The 25,280-nt window shown below is 30.3% G+C and carries 19 protein-coding genes and 3 riboswitches; of the genes, 1 reads left to right on the top strand and 18 read right to left on the bottom strand.

The genetic code is table 11. The annotated features are described in order from the left end of the window. Positions 1 to 9: 9 nt before the first annotated feature. The 16 genes from acsE to I2H23_RS10795 all read right to left on the bottom strand — a co-directional run bounded on the left by acsE (position 10) and on the right by I2H23_RS10795 (position 21,940). Positions 10 to 822 carry a carbon monoxide dehydrogenase/acetyl-CoA synthase methytransferase subunit gene (acsE, locus tag I2H23_RS10870; RefSeq protein ID WP_092923597.1) on the bottom strand — a complete coding sequence of 271 codons (813 nt, stop codon included), beginning with the start codon at positions 820 to 822 and terminating at the stop codon, positions 10 to 12. 126 nt (positions 823 to 948) lie between these two features. Further along, positions 949 to 2,325 carry an acetyl-CoA decarbonylase/synthase complex subunit gamma gene (gene acsC / locus I2H23_RS10865; RefSeq protein WP_166506007.1) on the bottom strand — a complete coding sequence of 459 codons (1,377 nt, stop codon included), beginning with the start codon at positions 2,323 to 2,325 and terminating at the stop codon, positions 949 to 951. A gap of 28 nt (positions 2,326 to 2,353) precedes the next feature. Beyond that, positions 2,354 to 3,298 carry an acetyl-CoA decarbonylase/synthase complex subunit delta gene (gene acsD / locus I2H23_RS10860; protein ID WP_195581625.1) on the bottom strand — a complete coding sequence of 315 codons (945 nt, stop codon included), beginning with the start codon at positions 3,296 to 3,298 and terminating at the stop codon, positions 2,354 to 2,356. A gap of 19 nt (positions 3,299 to 3,317) precedes the next feature. After that, complete coding sequence (locus I2H23_RS10855) at positions 3,318 to 4,088, bottom strand: ATP-binding protein (protein WP_092923588.1); 771 nt, start codon at positions 4,086 to 4,088, stop codon at positions 3,318 to 3,320. A 60-nt stretch (positions 4,089 to 4,148) separates the two neighbouring features. Next, a complete protein-coding gene (lpdA, locus tag I2H23_RS10850; protein WP_166506008.1) occupies positions 4,149 to 5,540 on the bottom strand; it encodes a dihydrolipoyl dehydrogenase in 1,392 nt (463 codons plus the stop codon). A gap of 93 nt (positions 5,541 to 5,633) precedes the next feature. Next, positions 5,634 to 6,515, bottom strand: coding sequence for a methylenetetrahydrofolate reductase (locus I2H23_RS10845; protein ID WP_166506009.1), 882 nt, complete (start codon positions 6,513 to 6,515; stop codon positions 5,634 to 5,636). Between the two features lie 32 nt (positions 6,516 to 6,547). Beyond that, positions 6,548 to 7,225 (bottom strand): methylenetetrahydrofolate reductase C-terminal domain-containing protein, encoded by a 678-nt coding sequence (locus tag I2H23_RS10840; RefSeq protein ID WP_092923580.1) that lies wholly within the window; start codon positions 7,223 to 7,225, stop codon positions 6,548 to 6,550. Between the two features lie 24 nt (positions 7,226 to 7,249). Further along, positions 7,250 to 8,122, bottom strand: coding sequence for a bifunctional 5,10-methylenetetrahydrofolate dehydrogenase/5,10-methenyltetrahydrofolate cyclohydrolase (locus I2H23_RS10835; protein WP_092923577.1), 873 nt, complete (start codon positions 8,120 to 8,122; stop codon positions 7,250 to 7,252). A 67-nt stretch (positions 8,123 to 8,189) separates the two neighbouring features. Further along, positions 8,190 to 8,822 carry a cyclodeaminase/cyclohydrolase family protein gene (locus I2H23_RS10830; RefSeq protein WP_092923574.1) on the bottom strand — a complete coding sequence of 211 codons (633 nt, stop codon included), beginning with the start codon at positions 8,820 to 8,822 and terminating at the stop codon, positions 8,190 to 8,192. A gap of 87 nt (positions 8,823 to 8,909) precedes the next feature. Next, the gene (locus I2H23_RS10825) at positions 8,910 to 10,586 is read right to left on the bottom strand and encodes a formate--tetrahydrofolate ligase (RefSeq protein ID WP_092923570.1); all 1,677 of its coding nucleotides are present in this window, start codon (positions 10,584 to 10,586) and stop codon (positions 8,910 to 8,912) included. A 136-nt stretch (positions 10,587 to 10,722) separates the two neighbouring features. After that, entirely contained in the window at positions 10,723 to 11,502 is a 780-nt protein-coding gene (locus I2H23_RS10820; RefSeq protein ID WP_092923567.1) for an ATP-binding protein, read from the bottom strand. 215 nt (positions 11,503 to 11,717) lie between these two features. Then, entirely contained in the window at positions 11,718 to 13,640 is a 1,923-nt protein-coding gene (gene cooS, locus I2H23_RS10815) for an anaerobic carbon-monoxide dehydrogenase catalytic subunit (RefSeq protein ID WP_092923564.1), read from the bottom strand. 343 nt (positions 13,641 to 13,983) lie between these two features. Then, on the bottom strand, positions 13,984 to 14,895 hold the full coding sequence (locus I2H23_RS10810) for a bifunctional enoyl-CoA hydratase/phosphate acetyltransferase (RefSeq protein WP_195581624.1): 912 nt from the start codon (positions 14,893 to 14,895) through the stop codon (positions 13,984 to 13,986). 136 nt (positions 14,896 to 15,031) lie between these two features. Continuing rightward, on the bottom strand, positions 15,032 to 18,199 hold the full coding sequence (locus I2H23_RS10805; protein WP_166506012.1) for a SpaA isopeptide-forming pilin-related protein: 3,168 nt from the start codon (positions 18,197 to 18,199) through the stop codon (positions 15,032 to 15,034). 72 nt (positions 18,200 to 18,271) lie between these two features. Further along, positions 18,272 to 18,355: riboswitch (cyclic di-GMP riboswitch) on the bottom strand. A gap of 149 nt (positions 18,356 to 18,504) precedes the next feature. Then, positions 18,505 to 18,588: riboswitch (cyclic di-GMP riboswitch) on the bottom strand. 149 nt (positions 18,589 to 18,737) lie between these two features. Then, positions 18,738 to 18,820, bottom strand: a riboswitch (cyclic di-GMP riboswitch). Positions 18,821 to 18,917: 97 nt separating this feature from the next. Next, positions 18,918 to 20,060, bottom strand: coding sequence for a tetratricopeptide repeat protein (locus I2H23_RS10800; protein WP_092923555.1), 1,143 nt, complete (start codon positions 20,058 to 20,060; stop codon positions 18,918 to 18,920). Positions 20,061 to 20,182: 122 nt separating this feature from the next. Next, positions 20,183 to 21,940: a B12-binding domain-containing radical SAM protein gene (locus tag I2H23_RS10795; protein WP_166506013.1), complete on the bottom strand. Its 1,758-nt coding sequence runs from the start codon at positions 21,938 to 21,940 to the stop codon at positions 20,183 to 20,185. A 163-nt stretch (positions 21,941 to 22,103) separates the two neighbouring features. Between I2H23_RS10795 and I2H23_RS10790 the strand changes: the two genes are divergently transcribed. Further along, positions 22,104 to 22,304 carry a hypothetical protein gene (locus tag I2H23_RS10790; protein ID WP_166506014.1) on the top strand — a complete coding sequence of 67 codons (201 nt, stop codon included), beginning with the start codon at positions 22,104 to 22,106 and terminating at the stop codon, positions 22,302 to 22,304. On the opposite strand, the gene I2H23_RS10785 is transcribed toward I2H23_RS10790, so the two are convergent. Both I2H23_RS10785 and argS read right to left on the bottom strand, forming a co-directional pair. Continuing rightward, on the bottom strand, positions 22,301 to 23,257 hold the full coding sequence (locus tag I2H23_RS10785; RefSeq protein ID WP_240294285.1) for a hypothetical protein: 957 nt from the start codon (positions 23,255 to 23,257) through the stop codon (positions 22,301 to 22,303). The two genes, I2H23_RS10790 and I2H23_RS10785, sit on opposite strands and share 4 nt — an antisense overlap. A gap of 267 nt (positions 23,258 to 23,524) precedes the next feature. After that, positions 23,525 to 25,225, bottom strand: a complete 1,701-nt coding sequence (argS, locus tag I2H23_RS10780; RefSeq protein WP_092923546.1) for an arginine--tRNA ligase — start codon at positions 25,223 to 25,225, stop codon at positions 23,525 to 23,527. Between the last annotated feature and the right edge of the window lie 55 nt (positions 25,226 to 25,280).

Raw genomic sequence — 25,280 nt, 5'->3', positions numbered from 1 at the left:
TTTTCTTTATTATGCATTAAATGCAAATCCTCCTTCATTAAGCTCTAAATATGAGTCAGCATATAAAGAGGCATTTCTTATTATGTCACAAGATTTTACTGTTCTCATTATTTCTTCGTCACATGGGTTTACTATAGCTGAACTAAATCCATTTGCCATTGCCATTGCAAGCCAAGCACTATCAAGTATTGGTCTAACATGCTTTGGACAACCATTAGATACGTTAGATAATCCACCTGTAGTTAATAATCCCATTTCAGTCATCATTCTTATAGATTCTAAAACGTCCATTTGTTGGTCTTGCATACCTTTTATAACTAAGCATAATGGGTCAAATAACATGTCTTCTGGCTCTAATCCAGCCATTAAACCTCTTTCTAACATTTCTTGACAGTAAGCCATACGCTCATCATTATCCTTTGGTATACCTTCTTTAGCACATAAAGCTATTACTTTAGCTTGGTATTCTCCTGCTAAGTCTATTAAATCTATTCTTCCACCTGCGTCTGCAGAGTTTATTATAGCTTTACCATTTATAGGATTGTAAACTTTAAGACCTGCTTCTATAGCTTTTCTATTAGCAGTGTCTAATGCTAATGGAACATTGTTAAATTCTTTTTGAAGTAATTGAACTCCCCAAGTCATTAACTCTTCTCCATCTCTTTCAGCTGGCCCTATATTAAAATCTATATAGTGAGCTCCTGCTTCTAATTGCTCTTTAGCTCTTTTAAGTATTGGTTCTGGATTTCTTTCTTCTAATGCTTTTCTTATTACTGGTGATATACAGTGTATTCTTTCCCCTATTATCATGAACTTTTCCATAGTAATTATCCCCCTTAATTAGACTCTAAAAGTCTTTTTCGTTAAATTTTATACTAGCCAATTCACTATATACCTCTATTTGAGTATATGTAGTTCATTGACTAGCATATGTTATTGATTTTAATATTACGCGTTAGCTAAAGCTTCATCTTTCTTAGCTTTGTATTCTTTTAAGAACTTTGGTAATTCCATAGATTCTTCAGGTCCTATAACTACATTCCATCCTGGTAATGCCTCTTCTATATCTCCCTTAAGAACTGCAACCTTACCTGGTATTATTAAATCTCTATTATCAGTAATTTCTGCTACATTAGATTCTTTTATGAAGTTAGCTATAGAACTTCCACTAAACTTACCAGCAGACCAAGCTGTTAATACTGAGTACCCTCCAGCATCTGGGATAGCTAAATGTACAGGAACTTTAGATCTTTCTACATCTCCCGATACTATGAAATAAGTTAAAGCGAAGTCAACAGTAACTATTACTGGAGAATTCTTATCTGGATTATTTATTGGATAAACTTTTGTTTCAACTCTCATTGGTTTTTGTGGGTCAGTGAATATGTTTTGTCTTAGAGCAAATAATGGTAATGCTTTAGAATAGTCTATATCATCTATTACGATTATAGAACCGTATTTAACTGTGAATACAGATGATAAAGCAACTTCCATATTAGGATTTTCTTTAGCTAATTTATTTGCAAATACTATTGATGGGTATCCGAATGTTCTGTCTTGTTCTTTTAATGCTATTCTTCTAACTTGAACAGCATTTGTAAATGTATCTTTTATATTTTCTCCTGTTACATCTAATATTAATTCTCTATATCCTGCAGCTTGTATAGCTTCTACTGTAGAGTACAATTCCTCTAAACTAGATGCTTTAACACCTAAAGCTAACTTATCTCCTTTAACTACATCTATCATAGCTTGATAGTTGTCTTTAGTAGCTCCGTATACTACTGGTTTTTTATCTTTTAATATTTCAACAGCTTCTTTAGCAACTTCAGCATCTTCACATACTAATATGTAAGCTAAATCTAATCCGCTATCTTTAACTCTGTTAACTACCCTTAAGAATCCTTCTTTATTTTCAAAGTATTCTATTAGAGCCATTTCAACTCTCATTTCTTCACCTATTCTTACGTAGTCAACAGCTTTCATGTTAGCAAGTTTTGCATCTACTTGCTCATCAGTCATACATTCACAAAATGCTACTGCAAATCTATTTCTATTTACTAATGTTTTTTCATGTCTAAATAATACAGTTTCTGCTCCTAGTTCATATTCAGAATTTCCAGCTCCAACTTTTACACCTCTCATTAATGGTGCAGTTGCTTCTGATAATTTTGCTAATGCCTCATCAGACATATGTGGACACTTTTCTACCTCTACTGCTCCTGATGCAACCTTCATACAGAAAGCCATACAAGTTGGAAATCCACAGTCCTTACAGTTTTTCTTTGGTGTTAATTTGAATATATCTAAAGCTTTTAATGCCATGATTTTTTCCCCCTAACCTTACAATTTATTAAGCTAATGCGCTAACTAATTCTTTTATAGTTTCTACTGATTCTGGATGACGAAGTATAACTGCATTTGATCCACCAACTAATGCACTTGCAGCAGTTGATATTTCCATTGCTATACCTCTTTTTTCTACACATCCCCAAGCTGGTTCATCTTCAACACTTGCTATAGATTCTTTAACATTCCAAGTTTCTTTTGAAACTGGAGTTATTATTGGCATTTGTAATGTTTTATCATTTTGACCAAATGCAGCAAGTCTGATTCTGTCCATAGTTGATGCAACATACTCATATCCATATCCTACAGCTGATGAACCTATGTTCATAACTATATTTTCAGATTTAACGCCTAATTGTCCTAATAATACATTTAATTGTTTAGCTAGGTTTATATCAACTGAAGACTCAGCAGACACTTTATGACTATAAGCCATACTAGCCGCAGCCCCTACTGCCTTGTAGTTGTCTTCTGTAGCTGCTAAGAATAAACAATTATGCCCATCTACTGCTTGCGCTACTTTTTCAAATAACTTAGCATCCTTTTCATGGTTTCCACATCCAGCTATAACTACTGGTACACTAACAGCCTCAACAACTTTTTTAGCTACCTCAGCGCACTCTTCTGGAGTTTTATCTAATCCATTTGGATCTGCACTTTCAAGCTTTAAGCATATAAAGTCTGCTTTTGTATTTTCTTCTACATGCTTAGCCCACTTAACTGGACAATCACAAACATCTTTATACATCTCTTTAAAAGCATCGCTCCATCCTTCTGGATATATGTCAGTTATTTCTATTCCTATTTTTTGAGTATTTCCACCATTCCCATCGAAGTTATAAAATGGTAGAATATTCTCTCCACCTATTTTTATCGCTTTTTCTCCTGTCCCTATTTCTACTTCTGATATTTTACCAGAATACTTTTGAACAGACATCTTGAATGCCATAGTTTACTCCCCCTTAAGCCTATTTTAATTCTAATTTAGTTACTATATCATTTATAGCAACTTTAGCTTTTGATTCTTTTGGTAATTCTACTAAAGGTATACCATTAGAATCATATTCATATATCATTTCATCCATAGGTACTACACCTATAAGACTTAGATTATGCTTTTCAATTTCCTCTTTTATCCCATCATTTAATATTCCATTTGGAACTTTATTTACAATTAAATATATATCTGAAACACTTAGCTTTAATTCCCTAGCTAAATCTCTTATTCTAGCAACAGCTTGAACACTACGTCTAGAACAATCACTAACTAATAGCAATTTGTCTATGTGCTTAGTAGTTTTTCTACTTAAATGTTCCATTCCAGCTTCGTTATCTATAACTAAATATTCGTAAGAATCTGCTAGTTTGTCTGTTTGCTCTCTTAATATCCCATTAACATAACAATAACAACCTTCACCCTCAGATCTTCCCATTACTATTAAGTCATATCCTTCGCCTTCTGACATACAAGTATTTAATCTATATTGTAAATATTGAGCCTTAGTCATTCCTCCTGGAAAAGCATTACCTTGTTTTTCCCTTTGATTTACTTCTTCTCTTATAGACCCTATCGTATCTTCAACATCTATACCTAATACTTCATTTATGTTAGCATTAGCATCTGCATCTACAACTAATACTGGTCCTTTTTTATTACTTACTAAATTATTAATTAAAAGCCCTGTAAGACTAGTCTTACCAGTTCCACCTTTTCCTGCTACTGCTATGTTATATCCCATACCAAGATTTCCCCCTTTATTTGTCAAAACAGAGCTTTTCCCCTTTACTCTGTTTTTATCTTATGCTTTTGCTAATTTAGGAGCTGCATGAACACATTCTCCATGTACATCATGAAGAGCTTCCATTAACCCTTCTGATAATGTTGGATGTGCATGTATAACATCTCCTACTTGCTCTACTGTTAATCCTAAGTGTACTGCAAGAGATAATTCTGTTAATAGGTCTGTAGCATGAGGACCTACTATAGATGCTCCAACTATTTTGTCTTCTTTATCTGCAAGAACCTTTATAAATCCTTGGAAGTGACCCATAGCTTGAGCTTTACCTAATCCTCTAAATTCAAACTTACCAACATGATATTCTATACCTTGTTCTTCTAATTGTCTTTCTGTTTTCCCAACAGCAGCTAGCTCTGGCTCTGTATATACACATCTTGGAACTGCTGTATAATCAACAGTTTTAGATTTGCCTAAAGCGTTTTCCACAGCTACTATACCCTCTTTAGAAGCAACATGTGCTAAGAATGGTGTATCTATTAAATCACCTATTGCATATATACCTTCTATATTAGTTTGTAAGTTTTCATCTACTACAATCTTACCTCTATTAAGCTCTATACCTATTTCCTCTATTCCAGAACCTTCAAGATTTGGTTTTCTACCTATTGCCATTAAAACATATTGTGTTTTTATCTCTTTTCCATTTGAAAGTGTAGATATAACCCCATCTTCTACAACTTCACATTTCTCTACTCCACTATCTGTTAACACTTTAATTTTATCCTTTTTAAACTGTCTCTGCAACTGTTTTGCTACATCTTTATCCTCAAAAGGTAATATTTGATCTCCTCTTTGAACTATAGTTACTTCAGTTCCTAAAGCTCTTAAGAATTGACCTATTTCACAACCTATAACTCCACCACCAACGATTAACATAGACTCTGGTAATTCTTCAAGTCCTAGTACTTCGTCACTAGTTATAACTCTCTTTTTATCATATGGGAACATTGGTAAAACTACTGGAACAGAACCGTTAGCTAATATTATTTTATCAGCCTTAACTATTTCTGAGCTTCCATCTTCTTTAGTAACTTCTATAGTATTTTTATCTACTAATTTTCCGAATCCATTAACTAAGTTAACTCCTCTTTTTTCAAATAAAAATTCTATACCACCTATTAATTGGTTTACTATTTTATCTTTTCTTCCCATTATAGCTTTGAAATCTGCATTGATTTCACCATCTATATTTATTCCATAATCTTTAGCTTCTTTTATATTCATTAACATAGAAGAAGATGCTAATAATGCTTTAGTTGGTATACACCCTACATTTAAGCAAGTTCCTCCAACTCTCTTTTTCTCTATTACTGTTACTTCAGCACCAAGCATAGCTGCCTTTATTGCAGCAACGTATCCTCCTGGTCCACCACCTACAACTGCTATTTTCATATTTTTTCCCCCATTTATATCCGTTAATAAAATCTATTTATACTATGTTACTTAAGTTAGAAAACTTAAGCAACATAGCTATTTATCTATATATTATAAACCTGCAGCATCTAATATAGCTGGAACATTTTCTTCTGCTCCTATAGCCATTATGTGAACACCATCACATAAATCTTCTTCTTTTAATTGTCTTATGAACTCTCCAGCCATCTTTATACCTTCTGATACCCAATTTTCTTTTCCTGCAGCTCTTAATCTTTCTATTTGATCATCTGGAACAAATATACCAGGAACATTAGCAGTCATAAACTTAGCCATTCCTGGAGATTTTAAAGGTACTATACCAGCTAATACCTTGCAATCCATATCTCTAGTTAACTTTCTAAACTCTCTCATATGTTCTATATCATATACAGCTTGAGTTTGGAAGAACTTAGCTCCAGCATTTATTTTCTTTTGCATTTTTAATAATTGTACTTCTATTGGAGCATATTCTGGAGTAACAGAAGCTCCTAAGAAAAATTCTGGTGATCCTTTTAATGCGTTACCAACTAAGTCAGTACCCTTCATTAAAGTTTCAGCAGTTTGAAGTATACCAACAGCATCTAAATCAAATACTCCTTTAGCTTGTGGATGATCTCCAACTACTGTATGGTCTCCTGTTAAAGCTAACATATTGTTTATTCCAAATACACCAGCAGATAACATTTCTCCTTGTATTGCTATTCTATTTCTATCTCTACCAGTCATTTGTATTACTGGTTCTAATCCTACATCTTTTAATAATTTACATGTAGCAAGCGAAGTAGTTCTCATAACTGCAGATTGGAAGTCTGTTACATTTGCAGCGTGAACTCTTCCTACTAATGGTTTTGCACACTCTATTAAGTGAGAAAGATCTGTACCTTTTGGTGGTGCCATTTCAGTTGTTACTGCAAACTTCCCACTTTCTAATGTTTCTCTTAATAAGCTCATGAAAAAATCCCCCTTTTAACCTTTTAAACGATCTAAGCCTCAGCTGAAGCTTCTTCTTCTTTTTTCTTTAAGTTTAAGTGTCTTGGATTGTTTTGCTTTGAATAATCCTTCATTGGTCTCATCTCAACCATATTTTCTAATTGATCTAATTCCTTTAACTTTTCATATATCATTATCCAAGCACAATCATTTTCTGGGCTAACTTCGCATTTTCCATTTTTAGCTCCACCACATGCACCATTTATTAATCCCTTAGCACATACAGTTACTGGACATATTCCTCCAGTCCATCCAAGTTCACATTCTCCACAAGCCTTACAAGACTCTTCGAATTCTCCAACTCTCTTTGTTTCCCCGATAAACATAGTGTTATTTGCTGGATATACTGGTAATTTCTTTATATTTTTAACTATGGTTTGAGTTCCATCTCCACAAGCCATAGATAAAACAGCATCAGCTTCTTTTAATTCTTCTTTTAATACTTTTAAATCCTTTTTAGATTTTAAAAGATTACATGCAGGTTCTAGTAAAGTGTATCCTAAAACAGTTTTTCCTTCTGACTCTAAAGCTTCTTTCATTTTTAAAACTTCTTCTTCTCCACCACTTTTACAAGTAGCTGCACATTCATTACATCCAACTATAACAACTTTTTGAGCTTTCTTTAAGAATCCTAAAATTTCTTGCATTGATTTATTTTCAGAAACTATCATCTCTATTCCCCCTAAAAACTTATCTTATTTGTTGTTTTGTAACTTACAAGCTTTAACTACATGCTTAGCAAGTATAGATGTAGTTACAGAACCTACTCCTGCTGGAACTGGAGTTATCATAGATACTTTATCAAGTACTGCGTTAGTATCAACATCTCCACATAAGTTTCCTTCTGCATCTACGTTTATACCAACATCTATAACAACTGCTCCTTCTTTAACGAAATCTTCTTTAACCATTCTCGCTCTACCAACAGCAGCAACTAATACATCAGCTTCAGAAGTTACTTTAGCTAAATCTTTAGTTCTTGAATGGCATATAGTAACTGTTGCATTTTCATTTAATAAAAGCATTGCAGCAGGCTTTCCAACAACCATTGATCTACCTAATACAGCTACCTTAGATCCACTTAATTCAACACCATAGTGCTTTAATATTTCAACTACTGCAGTTGGTGTACATGGAGGGAATCCAGTTTTATCTCCTTCCATAACTTTAGCAGAGTTTATTGGGCTGAAACTATCTACGTCTTTTTCTGGAGATATTATGTACTTTATAGCTTCTTCATCTAATTGCTTTGGAAGAGGTCTAAAGCATAATATACCATTAACATTTTTATCTTCATTTAATCCCTTTAATGTTTTTATGTATTCTTCTTGAGTTACATCTTCTGGTAATTCAACAACTTGAGTTTGTATTCCTATGCTTTCACATCTTTTTAATGCTCCTCTTTCGTAAGCTAAGTCACTTCCATTTGCACCTACCCTTAATATAGCTAACTTAGGATTTATACCCTCTTTAACTAATTCATTAACTTCTTTTATTAAGTTTTCACTTATTTGGTCAGCAACTGGCTTTCCTTTTATTATTTGTCCTTTTGTTATAGTTGTTTCCATGGATCCAATTCCCCCTATTAATTTATATTTATATACTTTATGTAATTCTTTATTTCTAATCTATAATTTATTTGCCTAATGCTTTCTCAACTTTAGCATAAACTTCATCACATATCTTTACGCCTTCTTCAACTAAAGTATCAACTTCATTTTTAACTTTAGCTACATATTCTTCGTCTTTTATTGAATTAATATTTATTACTACATTTAATTGGCCACTAAGTATAGCAGCTCTTAAACATTGTACTCCAACACCTACATCACTTATTGCAAGTCTTGAACCTTTATCTACTAAATCTTCATGTAATTTTATTGCATCAAAGCATACTCTTACTATATTTATTGGAACTTCGCAAGCTACCTTTAAAGCTTTCTCCATTGTTTCTTCTTTTATCTTCTTTTCTTCCTCAGTTGATGTAGGAAGACCGTAAGCTTTTGAAAGAGGTAAGAAGTTTTCTGCATCTTCATCTATCATGCTTAATAATTTCTTTTCTATATCTCCTGCTTTAGCTAAGATTTCTTTTATGCTTTCTTCATATTCAGCATATTTTTTCTTACCTATTGTTAAGTTACAAACCATGCTACCTAAAGCCATTCCTATAGCTCCAACTAGACTAGCTGCTCCTCCTCCTCCAGGTACTGCTGATTTAGAAGCTAAAACTTCTACAAATTCAACACAAGTTTTTTCTGATATTTTCATTTTCTTCCCCCTTGAATCATCTAAGGTTTTTATATGTAATCAGTAGGGTATGACTATAGTCATACTCTACTGTTTCATTCTCCTTTATTAGAATAATCCTGAGATTACTCCATTTTCATCAACATCTATTCTTTCAGCTGCTGGAACTTTTGGAAGTCCTGGCATCTTCATTATCTGCCCAGTTAAAGCAACTATAAATCCAGCACCTGCTGATACTGTTAATTGTCTAACTGTTATTCTAAATCCTGTTGGTCTTCCTAACTTAGTCTGATCATCAGTTAAAGAATATTGAGTTTTAGCCATACATATTGGCATTTTTCCGCATCCTATTTTTTCTAATTTTGCTAATTCTTTTTGAGCTTGTGGAGTAAAATCTACACCATCAGCTCCATATATCTTAGTAGCTATAGCATTTATTTTTTCTTCTATTGATAAATCATCTTCATAGCAGAATTCAAATTCATTTGGCTCGCTAGTTAATCTTATAACTTCTTTAGCTAGCTCAATTCCACCTTCTCCACCTTTTGCCCATACTTGAGATAATGCAACGTTAACACCTAGTTCTTGGCATTTAGCTCTTACTAAGTTAACTTCTGCTTCTGTATCAGTTGGGAATTCATTTATAGCCACTACTGCTGGTAATTTAAATACTTGAGTTATATTTTCAACATGCTTTAATAAGTTTGGAATTCCTCTTTCTAAAGCTTCTAAGTTTTCATTATTTAATTGATCTTTTGGTACTCCACCGTTATATTTTAATGCTCTTACTGTAGCAACTATTATAACAGCATCTGGCTTTAAGTTAGCCATTCTACATTTTATATCTAAGAATTTTTCAGCACCTAAGTCAGCACCAAATCCTCCCTCTGTTACTACATAGTCAGCAAAGTGCATAGCCATTCTTGTAGCTATAACAGAGTTACAACCATGAGCTATATTAGCAAATGGTCCACCATGTACAAATGCAGGTGTTCCTTCTAATGTTTGAACTAAATTTGGCTTTAATGCATCTTTTAATAATGCAGCCATAGCTCCATTAGCTTTTAATTGCTCAGCAGTTACAGGATCTCCATTAAAGTTGTATCCAACTATTATTCTTCCTAATCTAGCTTTTAAATCAACTATATCACTTGCTAAACAGAAAGCAGCCATTACTTCTGAAGCAACTGTTATATCAAATCCATCTTCTCTAGCTACACCATCACCTCTTGATCCTAAACCGTCAACAACATTTCTTAGTTGTCTATCGTTCATATCAACACATCTTCTCCAAGTTATGCTTCTAGAGTCTATTCCTAATTCATTTCCTTGGTGGATGTGATTATCAAGCATAGCAGCTAATAAGTTATTCGCAGCTCCTATTGCATGGAAATCTCCTGTAAAGTGTAAGTTTATATCTTCCATAGGAACAACTTGCGCATATCCTCCACCAGCTGCTCCACCTTTAACACCAAATACAGGTCCTAAAGAAGGCTCTCTTAATGCAACTAATACATTTTCTCCTAATTTAGCTAATCCATCAGCTACACCTATAGTTGTAGTAGTTTTTCCTTCTCCTGCTGGAGTTGGGTTTATAGCTGTAGTTAATATTAATTTAGCTTTTTTCCCACCATTGTCTCTTTTTAATAAGTTGTAATCTACTTTAGCTTTGTATTTACCATATAGTTCTATATCATCTTCTGATAAATTTAATTTTTTAGCTATCTCTCTTATATCTTGTGGCTTAGCTTCTTGTGCTATTTCTATATCTGATTTAAATCCCATTACTCAATCTCCTCCTACAAATTTAATAATTTTATATTTCACTATGTATGTATACCACAAAGTTAATGGTTTTAAATACATATAGTGTTTAACATAATTATTATGACACTTAAAAGTTAGATTTTTGACATTTCAGTTATATATTTTGCAATTTAACTAGATGGTTTTTAATTGCTTTTATCTGATTTTTAGTCTCTTCACTTGTGTCATATGGAGATTTGTTTGATCTATCTGCGTCTATAACATCTTGGTTATAGTATATAAATCCTAATGGTTCCCCATCCTCTAGGTTAGAGATTATGAATTCCTCGTCTTCTTTATTTCTAATTTTATTTCCTACGACAAATACTTTTTTAACTCCTATATCTTGTCCTAGCTTTTTTACTTTTCTATAGGTCTGAAGACTTCTTTCTCCAGGCTCAACAACTACTATAAATGCATCTACACTTTCAGCTGTTCCTCTCCCTAAATGTTCAATACCTGCTTCCATATCCATAACAACTACATCTTTATTTTGTAATATTAAGTGTGAACATAGCCTTTTTAGTAGTACATGTTCTGGACAAACACATCCACTACCACCAGAATCTACTGTTCCTAATGTAAGTAGCCTTACTCCATTATGTTCTTTACATAAATTTTCTGGTATGTCATCTACCTTAGGATTCATTTTAAACATTTTTCCAAATGATCCTACTGATGCAGCAGTCCTATCTGAAACAAGTTTTTTCATTTCTGAGATTGGAACTATTGACTCATAGACTTCTCTTGGAAATCCTAGTGCTAAAGCTAAGTTTGCATCTGGATCAGCATCAACTGCTAGTACTCTATATCCATCTTCTGCAAACATTCTAGATAGCATTGAAGAAAAAGTTGTTTTACCTACTCCGCCCTTACCTGTTATTGCTATTTTCATATTATACCACCTTTTGTCATTAGTTACTTAATTTTTTAATGTTTATTTCTGTTTTTCTTTATTTAAATCTGGTCAATCTCTTTGTATGTCTACATTTATTTAAATTTAATTATTTTTTGTCTTTTATTTATATTAAACGATAAGTAGATATTTGTTATATTTATATCCACTTATCGTTTTTAGACTAATAAATAATTATTACTTATTTTGCATTATTAAGCTTCAACAGTAGCTTCTTCATTCATTTTTTCTTCTACTAATTTTTCAAAATGAACACGTTTCTTTTCTATATCTTGTATTATCATTTGAGCTAATTCTTCAGGATTTTCATTTACCTTGAATGTAGCTCCTACTGAATCTTGTAATGTTTGAGTCAATATCTCAACAGTTTTGTCAGAACCAGCAACTGGAGGCATAATTCCTAAGTATGTATCTATCCCTGATGCTACAACATAAGTACCTATAGCAACAGCTTTTTCTGACATCCATTCTGGTGCTACACCTGCTACTGGAATATCACACATATCCATATCTAAGAACTTAGCAACTTCTGACACTACAGATAATATACGACTACAGTCAACACAAGAACCTAAGTGTATTACTGGAGGTATATCAACTAACTCACAAACTGTTGCAAGCCCCTTACTAGCCATACTTCTAGCTTCTTTAGTTAATAGTCCAAATTTACCAGCAGCTGAAGCACCACAACCTGTAGTAACTACAAGTATATCGTTTTTAATTAATTCTTTCATTATAGTAACATGAGCTTTATTTGAAGTACTTCTTGCATTGTTACATCCAACAACACCAACTACCCCTCTTAATACTCCTGATTTTAAGCAGTCTACTAATGGTTTAACAGTTCCCGCTTGATCTATTTGAGAGTTTACAACTCTATCTAATTGACCTATTATTGCTTGTTCACTGAATCCTACAGTTGTTGAAGATTTTAACTGTGGTATTTCAACTTTTTCTTTATCTCTATTTTTGAAGTTTAGTATAGCTTCTCTTACTATTCTCTTGGCATCATCAAGAGCTGTTTCTTCTGTGAATTCTATATAAGTTGATCCTGCTATTTTTGCCTTTGGAGATGTTGTTATGAATTTAGTGTGATAACATTCTGCGACTTTTGCTAATGCAGGGAATATACATTGAACGTCAACTATCATTGCTTCTACAGCACCTGTTACGATAGCTAACTCTTGTTGGTGGAAGTCTCCTGCAGTTCTTACACCATGTCTCATTGTAACCTCATTACCAGTACAACACATACCAGCTAAGTTTATTCCATCTGCTCCCATTTCTTTAGCTAATGCTACTAATTCTGGATCTTCAGATGCTAAAACTATCATCTCTGATAATGATGGTTCATGTCCATGTAATATTATGTTTACTTTATTATCTTCTAATACTCCTAGATTTGCTTCTGATTGTCTAACTGTTGGTGTTCCGAATAGTATATCACTGAATATAGTTCCTATCATTGATCCACCCCATCCATCTGATAATGAAGTTCTCATTGATAAGTTTATTAAACTATCTATATCAGCTGTACATCCCATATGAGTTGAGTGCATTATTGTGGCTATTTCTCTATCTATAGCTCTTGGTTCTATTGCGTATCTTTTCCATATTTCTTGTCTTTGCTTTGGAGCACGACTTAAGAAGTTTAATACTCCATGTGGTTTACCAAACTCCATTAAAGCTATATCTGCAACTTCATGAGCTATATCATATATATCTCGATCTTCAGTCTCTACTCCCCATTCTTTAGCTAAATTAACTAATTTAACTTCATCTTTTATAGTGTAGTTTCCATCTCTACTAGATAAAGATAATGTATGAGCTATACCCCTTGCATGATCAGAGTGAGCTGCAGTCCCCGCTGCAACCATTCTAGCAAAGTTTCTACCTACTATTACATGCTCATCAGCTCCACATAATCCAAGTGGAGTTTTAGGAGTTATTCTACAAGGTCCAGCTGCACATATTCTACAACAAGTTCCTTGAAGACCAAATCCACATTGAGCCTTCATAGAAAGCTTTCTATCATACATAGTTTCTACACCATCTTTTGCAGCCTTATCTAACATAGCTTGACTGTTCAAATCGATAGTCATCATTTTTTTATCCATATTCCTATCCCCTTTTTCCTTGATTTTTAATCCTAGAGGTGATAAAAAATTATGTCCATTGTAAGACTAAAGTTATTGATTCCCTAATTTGATTATATACTAAATTTTGTTAATTTGGTATTCTTTTAAATATTTTTTTAACAAAATTAGTTTGCTCAATATAAGTTATTTTTTTATATAAAATATACTTCTTGTATAAAGTTTTATATAAGAAGTATATTTTATATTTTCCCCATATTATCTATTGAAAAATATATATTAATTTAAAATTTTTATTAATTTGAATTTTTCTAAAAACGTTTACCTATTTATATTATAATATTGTTTACATTATTTGTATATATTATTTCATGCTCTTGGCAATAAGTGCTCCATATGCTATAGAATATAGCTTAGATTCATGACTATCTGCTCTTGATACCAATACTACTGGGGCTTTTGCTCCCATTATAATTCCTGCTGATTTCGCATTCGCCATATATGTAAATGATTTTCCTATTCCATTTCCAACTTCAATATTTGGAACTAATAATATATCTGTATCTCCACTTACTTCACTTTTAAATCCTTTTACTTCACTTGCTTCTTTTGATATAGCTAAATCAAATGCAAGCGGACCTTCGACTATAACGCCTTCTCCAAATTTGCCTTCTTTGCAAGCTTCTTGCAATAGTCTCGCATCCACTGTAGCTTGCATTTTTGGATTTACTTTTTCTTTTGCTGCTAAACAGGCTACTTTTACATTATCCATACCTAAACATTTAACTGCTTGTATTGCATTTTTTAGTATTTTTTCTTTTTGCTCATACTCCGGAGATATGTTCATTCCACCATCTGTTAGCACTAAAAGCTTATGGTAATTTTCAAGTTGATATATCATTACATGACTAAGTAAACTTTCTGTTCTAAGGCCATACTCTTTGTTAAGCACTGATTTTAATAGTATTGATGTATCAAGTAATCCCTTCATAACAAAATCAGCTTCTTGTTTAGACACTAACTCTACGGCAATCTTTGCACTTTCTTCTATACTTGGCGAGTCTATTATAGTTATACCTTCTAACTCAAAGTTTATGTCATTTGATATAGACTTTATTTTATCTGCTTGTCCTACTAATATAGGTTGTATAACTTCTTTATTAACTGCATCCTTTATAGCTAATAAAACTTCTCTATCTTCTGCTGCTGCAACTGAAAGTATTACTTTTTCTTCTTGCTTTAGTTTGTCTAACATATCGTGTAAATCTTTTATCATCTCATACTCCCCCTTGTTATATATATTTAAATAATATCACATTTAGTACTAAAATAGTTTTCTAGTAGTATAGTCTAAATATTCTATAAAATTAAAAAAATAGTATTAGCATAATACACTAATACTATTTTTTTATTTACTTTCTCTTGTTTATAAATACAATCCCCACTAAAGCTAATATAACTAATGCAATATATCCTATTATAGATTCTTCTCCTGTTTTAGGAGTATTAGTAGTTTTATCTAATACTTTATTATCATTATTATATTTATGCTCTAATTCCTTTGTCTTGCTATTAGTATTTTTTTCAGACACTTCATCTTTCTCATTTTCAAAAACTAATTTTACATTTTCTTTTTGATTAGGCTTTATCTCAAAATTTTGTACTTCATTTGTTAATGGGTACCCTTCTGATGATTTTGTTTCTACTGCTTTATACTTGCCTGGTTCTAGACTTACTGTAGCTGTTCCGTCTTTTCCAGTTGTTGTTGTTGTCACATTTTTTCCATCTTGTGTTTGGATTTCAAACTCTGTTCCTGGCAACATTTTACTTGGATTGTCTTTATCAACTTCCTTTATTTCTACTTCTCCATTTGTTTTTTCATCTACTACTTTATTATCATTATTATATTTATCTTCTGATTCACTTTGCTTATTATTAGTATCTTTTACAGGCAATTCTTCCCTCTTATTTTCAAAAACTAATTTTATATTTTCTTTTTGATTAGGCTTTATCTCAAAATTTTGTACTTCATTTGTTAATACATATCCTTCTGATGCTTTTGTTTCTACTGCTCTATATTCTCCCGGCTTTAAAGTTGCTCTTGCTATACCGTCTTCTCCAGTTATTATCGTTGTCACCTTTTTCCCATCTTGTGTTTGGATTTCGAACTCTGTCCCTGGTAACACCTTACTTGTATCATCTTTATCTACTTTCTTTATTTCTACTTCTCCACTTGATTTATTCTCTGATTCATTTAACTTATTGTTAATTTTTTCAGTAGGAATTTCTTGCTTCTCATTTTCAAATACTAATTTTGCATCTTCCTTTTGATTAAACTTTATTTCGAAGTTTTGTACTTCATTTGTTAATATATATCCTTTGGATGCTTTTGTTTCTACTGCTTTATACTTTCCTGGCTTTAGACTTGCTCTTGCTATTCCGTCCTTTCCAGTTATTATCGTTGTTACCTTTTGCCCATCTTGTGTTTGTATTTCAAACTCTGTTCCTGGTAACACTTTACTTGTATTATCTTTATCTACTTTCTTTATTTCTACTTCTCCATTTGTTTTCTCATTTGTTATAGTTCCTATATTTTTAACAGTTCCTATATCACTTTTTTCTATAGTAAACTTTATGTCTTTTCCATCTACTGAATATCCCTCTGGAGCTTTTACTTCTTGTAAATAATATGTTCCTACATTATCTACATCTGATTTAATTAATCCATTCTCATCACTAGTTAATTTTCCTATAACTTTCTTATTAGAATCTTTTAGATTAAATATAGCTCCACTAAGCTTACTTTCCTTATTTTCACTATCAACTTTAATAGCTTCAAAAGCATATCCCTTTTTAGTTTCAACTTTATTACTTGGATTACCATTTATTTTAGCTATATTTGATACAGTTGTTCCATCTTTTACATTGCTAAAATCAGTATATATTTTTACTTCTAAATTTTCTTTGTAATTTATTTGTCCCTTATCATTGATAATATTGACTGTATTATTTGCTTTATCTATTTTACTAGAAAAAGCATCTGGAACTTCAACTTTTACGATCTTTACGTTCGGATCTAATTTATCTACTAAATCTATATATCCCTTTTGGAATACACCAAAACTCTCAAAGTTTATAGAATATACAACACTTTGGTCATCATCTTTTTCTAATTTAGTCTTATCAACAGATTTGTGAGCATTTATAGCTCCTGCATTGTATTCATATTTAACCGTATCATCAACACTATTTCTAGTTCCATTGTATGATAACTTTGCAGTATTTGAGTATGAATCTTCAACATTTGTAATCTTCATGTCGTAACAAACAATATAGTAATCATCTACGTTTCCAAAATTTATAGTTAAATTTCCATTATTAGTGTTTATTTTATCTTTAAATTGATCTGTTACCCACTCAAAGCTTTCATCTTTATTGTATTTACCTATACTTATACTGTCCTTTAAAAGTTCCATTCCTTTAGGTGTAAAGTCATTTAAAGTTACATTTTTAAGATTTGACCTATTTTCATTAATATCTATTCTATATCTTACATTTTCGTTCATAGATGCTACATTTTTACCTTCTGAATTTTTAGCAGAGGTATAACTATACTTACTTATAACATCTTTTGCTTCATTTTTTTGTTTTAATATAACAGTACTATTTAACTTACCATCGCTTTTATTAAATACTGCTGTATTCTTATAAGAACTCAAATTTTGAGTAATCTTTGTCTTATAAGTTACAATATATTTATCTTTAATATTTCCAAAGTTTATACTAAGCCTATTAGATGATTTGCTTATATTTAAGCTATCTGTGACATCTGTTTCTGCGCTATCTCTTTCTATTTTAATTACATTTACAGAACTTGGTATAAGCTCCATTCCTTCAGGCATATTATCTGTTAATACTGCATTTGATATATTTGAAAATTTCTCATTAACATATACTCTATATTGTTGAGTTTTTCCTAGTACTGGATAATATATATTTCCTACCGTATTTCCATCTGAATCTACATGGTCATAATTATTTATAGTTTTAAGAATCTGTCTATCTATTATAGGCTCTGTTTCATTAGATGGTTTTATAGCTATTTCTATGCTAGTAACTGGTTTTCCATCAATCCATACCTCTATCTTCTGATTATCTACTTCTTCCGTTTTATCTGCATATGCTGATACATTAACATATCCTCCTATTGCATCATAAACATCATCCCCAAAAGTTGCTACTACTTTATTACCTTCCATTTGTACACTTTTAAAATGCTCTGGGGGGAATTTAAAGCTAAATCTTTCAAGCCAACTAGGCATTTCAAATTCTATAGTATCACCTGGTTTTATACTCCCTGGACCATATTTAGCCTTATACTCTAGTTTAAAATTCAATTTTTCTCCAGGCTCAATCTCTTTTTTATCACATGTTATAGATACTTCTATTGTATCCCCTTGATTATCTGTCTTAACTTCTTCAGCATACGCAAAATGTGTATTAATTAACACATTTATAACCATTAGTACTGACGTAAGTATCGATATTATTTTTTTTCCTAACTTGTATTTATTTTTCAATAAATTTCACCACCCTTTTTAAATCTTTTTATTTTAAAATAAAAAAGACTATTCAAGATAATGATGATTTATTATCTGAATAGTCGGTTGCACTATTAACTCCATATACCTCAAGTGCCCATATACAAGGTATACTTCTTCATTCCTATTTTTAGCTTATATGTATTTATGCCCTTTTAATAATTTTGCTTTGTGTGCATTTATGCTATATAAAATTGTTAGCTTTCATTTAATTTTCATTAATGTCTTATCAATAAACTTTTATTTTAAAATAAAAAAGACTATTCAAGATAATAATGATTTATTATCTGAATAGTCGGTTGCACTATTAACTCCATATACCTCAAGTGCCCATATACAAGGTATACTTCTTCATTCCTATTTTTAGCTTATATGTATTTATGTCCTTTTAATTATTTTAATTTGTTCGCATTTATGCTATATAAAATTGTTAGCTTTCATTTAATTTTCATTAATATCTTATCAATAAACTTGTATCTTAAAATAAAAAAGACTATTCGAATAATATTTAAATATTATCTGAATAGTCGGTTGCACTATTAACTCCATATACCTCAAGTGCCCATATACAAGGTATACTTCTTCGCTCCTAATTTTAACTTTTGAATATAATTATATAATCTCAGTGATTTATTATACCCTTTAATTTAGTTAAAGTCAATTTTAGATTTTTTTATAGTAAATTTTAACTTATTTTTTATCTATATTTATCAAGTTCTCTTAAACATGCCACTGTAATTTCATCTTGTGGATCTAATTCATAAGCTCTTTCTATATAATATATAGCATCATCTATATCACCTTTGTTTAGATATGCCATCCCTAAATTGCATAATATTTCTGGATCTTCTTTTATTTTAGCTGCTTGTTCAAAGTGTTCTATAGCTTTATCTATATTGAACATACTAGCTTCACAAAGGCCTAGTTCAACCATTGTATCTACTTGATGTGGTTTAGTTATAAGTATTTTTTCAAAATATTTCTTAGCTTCTTCAAATTCACCCATATTTTTATAAGCTAATCCTATCATAAATAATAAGTTCCACCAATCAGGATGATCTTGTTCAAGAGGTAATAATTTTTCTAGTCCTTCTTCACATTTTCCTTGGAATACTAAATTATAACCTTCTTCATATTGAACTTTAAAGTCCATCTTTCCTATATTTTCTTGAACCTCTGCCATTAAGTCTGCATCTAACCCTAATTTTTGTGCTTCTTCCCATATAACTCTAGCCTTTAAATATTGACCTTGATTGTAGTAATGGTATCCTAAATGATAGTAAGCTAAAGCAAAGTTTTCATCTAATTGTATAACCATTTCCAACTTTTCTAAGGCTTCTAATAAAAACTTATTCATAGCTTCTTTGTCCATATCTTTTTGATACTGCTTTGCTAGTTCCTGGCAAACTATTGAATAATGATATAATCCATCTATGTCATTTGGATACATACTTATCATAGCTTTTAAGTATATTAACGAATCAGTTATCTCACCAATATCAAAGTATTTTTTAGACATATAGCCCATATATTCTTTTATATTTATATTTACTTTTTTGCTAAAAGCATCTAAAAATTTTCTGTATTCTTCATTATACTTAAATTGGCTATCAATACCCATTATATATATCATAGCATCTGCTATAGACATTGTATTTATCTTATCTTGTGCTGTCTTTTCTTTTATTCCTTTAACTAATACCTCATTTTTTATAGGTACATCTAATCCACCCTTAGGTATAGTGTAACCTTCTAAGTTAAATTCTCCACCATGTTTTATAGTTATAAAAGATAATTCTTCTGTTTTCTTTAATAAATACTTTTCTATTTTAAACTTCATTTTTTCCTCCTTTGTAACTTCACATAATAATTTTTAATCTATTAATGTTTATACCCATTAAAAATTTATGTGATATGTTTTCATAATATATAATACCAATATGTAATAATTAGCATTTAATATTATATGTTAACACTATATGACTTTGACTTTTCAAAAACTTTGTTATCATCATCATAGACAAATAAAATTATATTTTTTATCTCTTTTATATCAGCATGTATATCTTCTTTTAACTTTAATATATCGAATCTAAATGGTTCAAAATGAACATATTTTATTATATGCTTAGCTGGTTTATTTTCAAACTGTGGTATATATTTTAATATGTTATCTTCATTTTGTAAGAACATATGACATCTATTTTTAAAATCTTCTACATCTTCTTTATTGAATATTTGAGGTAAATTTGAAGTTTTACCTAATGATATATAATCATACTTTAATATATCATTAAATAATTCATTTTTATCATTTATCTTATCGTTGTAGAAATCTAATAATATTTTATATAATTGATTCTTACCTTGTGCTACATCAAAATACCCATTTTCATCAAAGTAAGTTGCAAATTCTTCAAAGAATTTAAATGGACTTTGCTCATAATAATTATGTATTATGTATCTCATTGACAATACAAAGTTTTTAGAGTTATAGTATCTTTCTAGTATTTCTTCTATATCTTTTAACTTTATCATTTCGCTATAACTTATATAATCATTATATAATACTTCATATGGTGTATAATCTTTGTATCTATATCCATGTTCTTTTGCAGTATTTCTTATACCAGTTCCTTTTATCATCTTTAAGAACCCTAATTGTATATGCTCTATACCTAAATTAAATACATCATTAAATGAATTTTCAAAGCTTGCATAATCTTCATATGGAAGTCCCGCTATTAAATCTAAATGTTGATGTATATTTCTATACGATGCTACTTTTTTAACTGCATAAGATAATTTTTCAAAATCATCTCTTCTTCCAACTGCATCAAGAGTTTTCTGGTTTGTACTTTGTACTCCTATTTCAAATTGGAATAACCCTTCTTTGCAATCTTTTAAGAAGTTTAATGTTTCCTCATCTAATAAGTGTGCTGTGACTTCAAAATGATATGTTGTATAACCATTGTCATTTTCCATAAGGAAATTCATTATTTCTTGTGCAAACTTCTTGTTAGCATTGAAAGTTCTGTCTATAAACTTTATTTGAGATACCCTTGCATCTATTAATGCCTTTAAATCTTTTTTTACTCTATCTATACTAAAATATCTTAATCCTTCAAGTGTTGAAGATAAGCAGTATTGGCAATTAAAAGGACACCCTCTAGATGTTTCATAGTAAACAATTCTATTTTCATATTCTGCTGGATTTAAATGATCATAAGGACTAGGTATTTCATCTAGATTTTGTAATAATTCCTTAGGTTTAGTTACAACTATCTCATCGTTATTTCTATAAACTATACCTTCTACATCTTCTAAAGATTTTTGTCCTTTTAGATACATTACCAAATCTCTAAAAACTAATTCTCCCTCTCCATAAAGTATATAGTCTACAAATGAGTGCTTTTCCATAAAGCTTTCGCTATCATAAGTTACCTCTGGCCCACCTAGAGCTATCTTTATACTTGGCTTTACTTTCTTTATATTATGGCATAATCTAACTATATCGTTTACGTTCCATATATAAGTTGAAAATAGTATTACATCATAATCATGTTTGTGTATATCTTTTAATATATAATCTAAATCATTATTTATTGTATATTCTTTTAAATCTACTTCAACTAAGTCTTTTACAAACTCTTTTAAATATCTTATTGCTAAATTTGTATGTATAAATTTTGAATTTAACGTTGTTAATAAAATTTTCAATTATTTCACCTCTTTTTTCATTTATGCTATGATTTTCTGTACATTTTAGGTTAAAATACTATATGTAGTATATTATCATTTTTTTCTTTAATAGAAGGTTTTTTAAACCTTTTTGTAGAATAATAGTATCATAATTATATCTAATTTAGAAAGGAAGTTTTTTATGGAATTAATCGATCAAGTATCTATCAATGCCTTATCAAAAAGGGACTTATTGCTTATTATAAAAGCCTTAGAGTATACAAATGAAAATACTGGACTTAATGAATTTATAGATTTAAGAAACAGTATAATAAAAGAACTATGCTTTTTAACTAACACTAGCGAAGAAGATTTTGTTAATTACCTAGAAAATACTAACTAAGATTTTTTAAATTTAAGATTATATATTCCTGATTTAGCTTTGACTCCTATCTCAAGAATATCATTTTTAAAATCTTTTTTTATAATTTCAATTTGATTAAATATCGGATCTATAGTAATTTCCCCTACTTCTAATTTAATTAGGGATCTTGGATCTACACGATTATTATAAATCTTTTTGTTAATTATATATTTTCTTAGTTTAATTACATATTCAGCCATTGATAAGGTGAAGTCTATATTGTTTATATTTAAATTCTCTTCGAAGTTTAGTATAGATAGTATAGATTTTTTTATACTTAATATTCCATTATCACTTATTTCCCTATCTTCAATATATATATCATACAATACATTTAACATATTTATTAATACTTTATCTTCTTCGTATTCATATACTTTTAAATCTATATACTTGTCTATTATTTGTATTGCTTTAATTCGTTCCATTTGAAACTTAACTACTTGAGATTTATCTAATTCCATTGTAAATCCTATAATTTTTTCTTTTGCACTTTGCAATAATTCTTCATATTCTACATTTTTATTTTCTATTAATTTATGGATTATAATATTATAGCAAATAGCACTTAATATATACTCATATGTATTTTCTTCTATTTTAAGAAACCTTATATACTTACTCACTAAATCAATAACAACTTCTTCACTTTTATCTGCGTTTGTGTTTGAAAGTATTACTGGAAGTAATATATTTATTATATTTTTACTACTTAACTTCTCTCCATAAAATTTATAGTATATTAATTCATCTCTTAGTCTATTGCTATCTATATATACATATCTCTGTATTTTATCATCAATAAGACATTTTGTATTTATTATTATTAAATCTTTTAATGATTTGTCATTCATTTCAAATGCTGATATATATGCATTTTTTATATTATTTTCTATTGTAGTATTAGCTATCATACTCTTAACCTTTCTCATATGAAACTCTATATTACTTTATTGTTATCATCTATTATACTTAATATACTTCGCTTTGACTAACCAAAAAAAAGAGACAGTTTTTCACTGCCATTTTAAAACTTAATTATATTTAATAAACTATATAAATTATTACTAATTATATTTTTACATAAATTTAAAATAAATATATTAGAAAATATTATAGTGGTAACTAGAACCAATAGTTTTAGCTACCACTGTATATTATATCTAAATTATAATATTAATTTTTAATCAATATTATAATTACATTCTTTCTGGTGCATGCATACCTAATAACTTAAGAGCATTCTCTATTGTTTGTCTAGTAGCAGCAACTAAAGCAAGTCTTGCTTTTCTTAATTCAACATCTTCAACTAATATGGCATTGTCATGGTAAAATTTATTGAATGCTTGTGCTAAATCTAATACAAATCTAGTTATTATGTGTGGTTCATTCTTTCTTAAAGCATTAAGTATAGACTTGTTGAAAGATGCTATAACCTTTAATACTTCTGAACTATCTTCATCATTTAATAATTCATAATTTATATCTGTAGTTATTTCTTCATTAGCTTTTCTTAAAACTGCACAACATCTTGCATGAGTATATTGAACGTATGGTCCAGTTTCTCCATCAAAGCTTAAAGTTCTTTCCCATGAGAATGTATAATCTTTTATTCTGCTGTTAGATAGCTCTTGGAACACAACAGCTCCAACACCTACTTGCTTAGCTATTTCATCAACATTTAATGCATTAGGATTTTTAGCTAACATTGTTTCTTTTGTTTTTTCTATAGCTTGCTTTAATACGTCTTCTAAGAATACTACTCTACCTTTTCTTGTAGACATTGTTCCATTTTCTAAAGCAACCATACCAAATGGTACATGTACCATATCTTTAGCCCATTCAAATCCAACTAATTCTAGAACTTTGAATAATTGTTGGAAATGTAAGCTTTGTTGAGAACCAACTACATATATACACTTGTCGAAATCATAATTATTCTTTCTATAAACTGCAGCTGCTAAGTCTCTAGTCATGTATAATGTTGAACCATCATTTTTAGTTATAAGAGCTGGTGGCATATTGAATTCTTCTAACTCAACAACATTTGTTCCTTGAGATTCTTTTAATAATCCTTTTTCTTTTATAGTTTCTATTACTGAGTCCATTTTGTCAGAGTAGAAACTTTCTCCATTATATGAATCAAACTCTATATCTAATAAGTCATAAACTCTAGCAAATTCTTTTAAACTTTCATCTCTGAACCATTGCCATAATGCTTTAGCTTCAGCATCTCCATTTTCTAATTTAGTGAACCAAGCTCTTGCCTCATCTTCCATCTCTGGGTGCTTTTCAGCTTCATCATGGAATTGTATGTATAATTTTAATAATTCTGGTATTGGGTTGGCTTCTACAGCTTCTTTACTACCCCATAATTTGAAAGCCACTATTAACTTACCAAATTGAGTTCCGTAGTCTCCTAAGTGATTTATTCTTACTGTATTGTATCCTTGAGAATCATATATTTTGTATAAAGAATTTCCTATAACAGTAGTTCTTATATGCCCTATATGGAATGGCTTAGCGATATTTGGAGATGAGAAGTCTATTACAACTGTCTTATCCTTTCCTAAATCACTGTGTCCGTACTTTTCTTTTTGAGTTAAAACATCATTTATAACATTTTTAGCTAATTGAGATTTGTCAACGAAGAAGTTAACATATCCTCCTAAAGGTAATACCTTAGATATTGCTCCTTTAGCTTCTATTTTTTCTGCTAATTCTGCCGCTATCATATTTGGAGCTTTTCTAAATACTTTTGCTAATTTAAAGCAAGGAAATGCATAATCTCCCATTTCTTTGTTTGGTGGTACTTCTATAAGACCAACTATTTCTTCTAATGTTAAATCTTCTATGTTTTCTTTTAAGCAGTTTGCTATTTCTATCTTAAAATCTTGCATTATATTTCTCCTCTCATATTCTTATTATTTTATGGTAAATCAATTTATGAGTTTT

It is taken from the genome of Romboutsia sp. BSD2780061687b_171204_C1, assembly GCF_015560225.1.
Classification (GTDB): domain Bacteria; phylum Bacillota; class Clostridia; order Peptostreptococcales; family Peptostreptococcaceae; genus Romboutsia_C; species Romboutsia_C hominis.
Note: the sequence above shows the minus strand (reverse complement) of the source record. Positions and strands in the feature narration are given on the sequence as shown.

Coding starts and splice junctions, on each gene's coding strand:
- I2H23_RS10835 (WP_092923577.1), bottom strand. CDS start 8,122: ATGGAAACAACTATAACAAAAGGACAAATAATAAAAGGAAAGCCAGTT.
- I2H23_RS10790 (WP_166506014.1), top strand. CDS start 22,104: ATGGAATTAATCGATCAAGTATCTATCAATGCCTTATCAAAAAGGGAC.
- argS (WP_092923546.1), bottom strand. CDS start 25,225: ATGCAAGATTTTAAGATAGAAATAGCAAACTGCTTAAAAGAAAACATA.
- I2H23_RS10830 (WP_092923574.1), bottom strand. CDS start 8,822: ATGAAAATATCAGAAAAAACTTGTGTTGAATTTGTAGAAGTTTTAGCT.
- I2H23_RS10810 (WP_195581624.1), bottom strand. CDS start 14,895: ATGATAAAAGATTTACACGATATGTTAGACAAACTAAAGCAAGAAGAA.
- acsC (WP_166506007.1), bottom strand. CDS start 2,325: ATGGCATTAAAAGCTTTAGATATATTCAAATTAACACCAAAGAAAAAC.
- I2H23_RS10800 (WP_092923555.1), bottom strand. CDS start 20,060: ATGAAGTTTAAAATAGAAAAGTATTTATTAAAGAAAACAGAAGAATTA.
- I2H23_RS10825 (WP_092923570.1), bottom strand. CDS start 10,586: ATGGGATTTAAATCAGATATAGAAATAGCACAAGAAGCTAAGCCACAA.
- cooS (WP_092923564.1), bottom strand. CDS start 13,640: ATGGATAAAAAAATGATGACTATCGATTTGAACAGTCAAGCTATGTTA.
- acsE (WP_092923597.1), bottom strand. CDS start 822: ATGGAAAAGTTCATGATAATAGGGGAAAGAATACACTGTATATCACCA.
- I2H23_RS10845 (WP_166506009.1), bottom strand. CDS start 6,515: ATGAGCTTATTAAGAGAAACATTAGAAAGTGGGAAGTTTGCAGTAACA.
- I2H23_RS10785 (WP_240294285.1), bottom strand. CDS start 23,257: ATGAGAAAGGTTAAGAGTATGATAGCTAATACTACAATAGAAAATAAT.
- acsD (WP_195581625.1), bottom strand. CDS start 3,298: ATGGCATTCAAGATGTCTGTTCAAAAGTATTCTGGTAAAATATCAGAA.
- I2H23_RS10855 (WP_092923588.1), bottom strand. CDS start 4,088: ATGGGATATAACATAGCAGTAGCAGGAAAAGGTGGAACTGGTAAGACT.
- lpdA (WP_166506008.1), bottom strand. CDS start 5,540: ATGAAAATAGCAGTTGTAGGTGGTGGACCAGGAGGATACGTTGCTGCA.
- I2H23_RS10840 (WP_092923580.1), bottom strand. CDS start 7,225: ATGATAGTTTCTGAAAATAAATCAATGCAAGAAATTTTAGGATTCTTA.
- I2H23_RS10820 (WP_092923567.1), bottom strand. CDS start 11,502: ATGAAAATAGCAATAACAGGTAAGGGCGGAGTAGGTAAAACAACTTTT.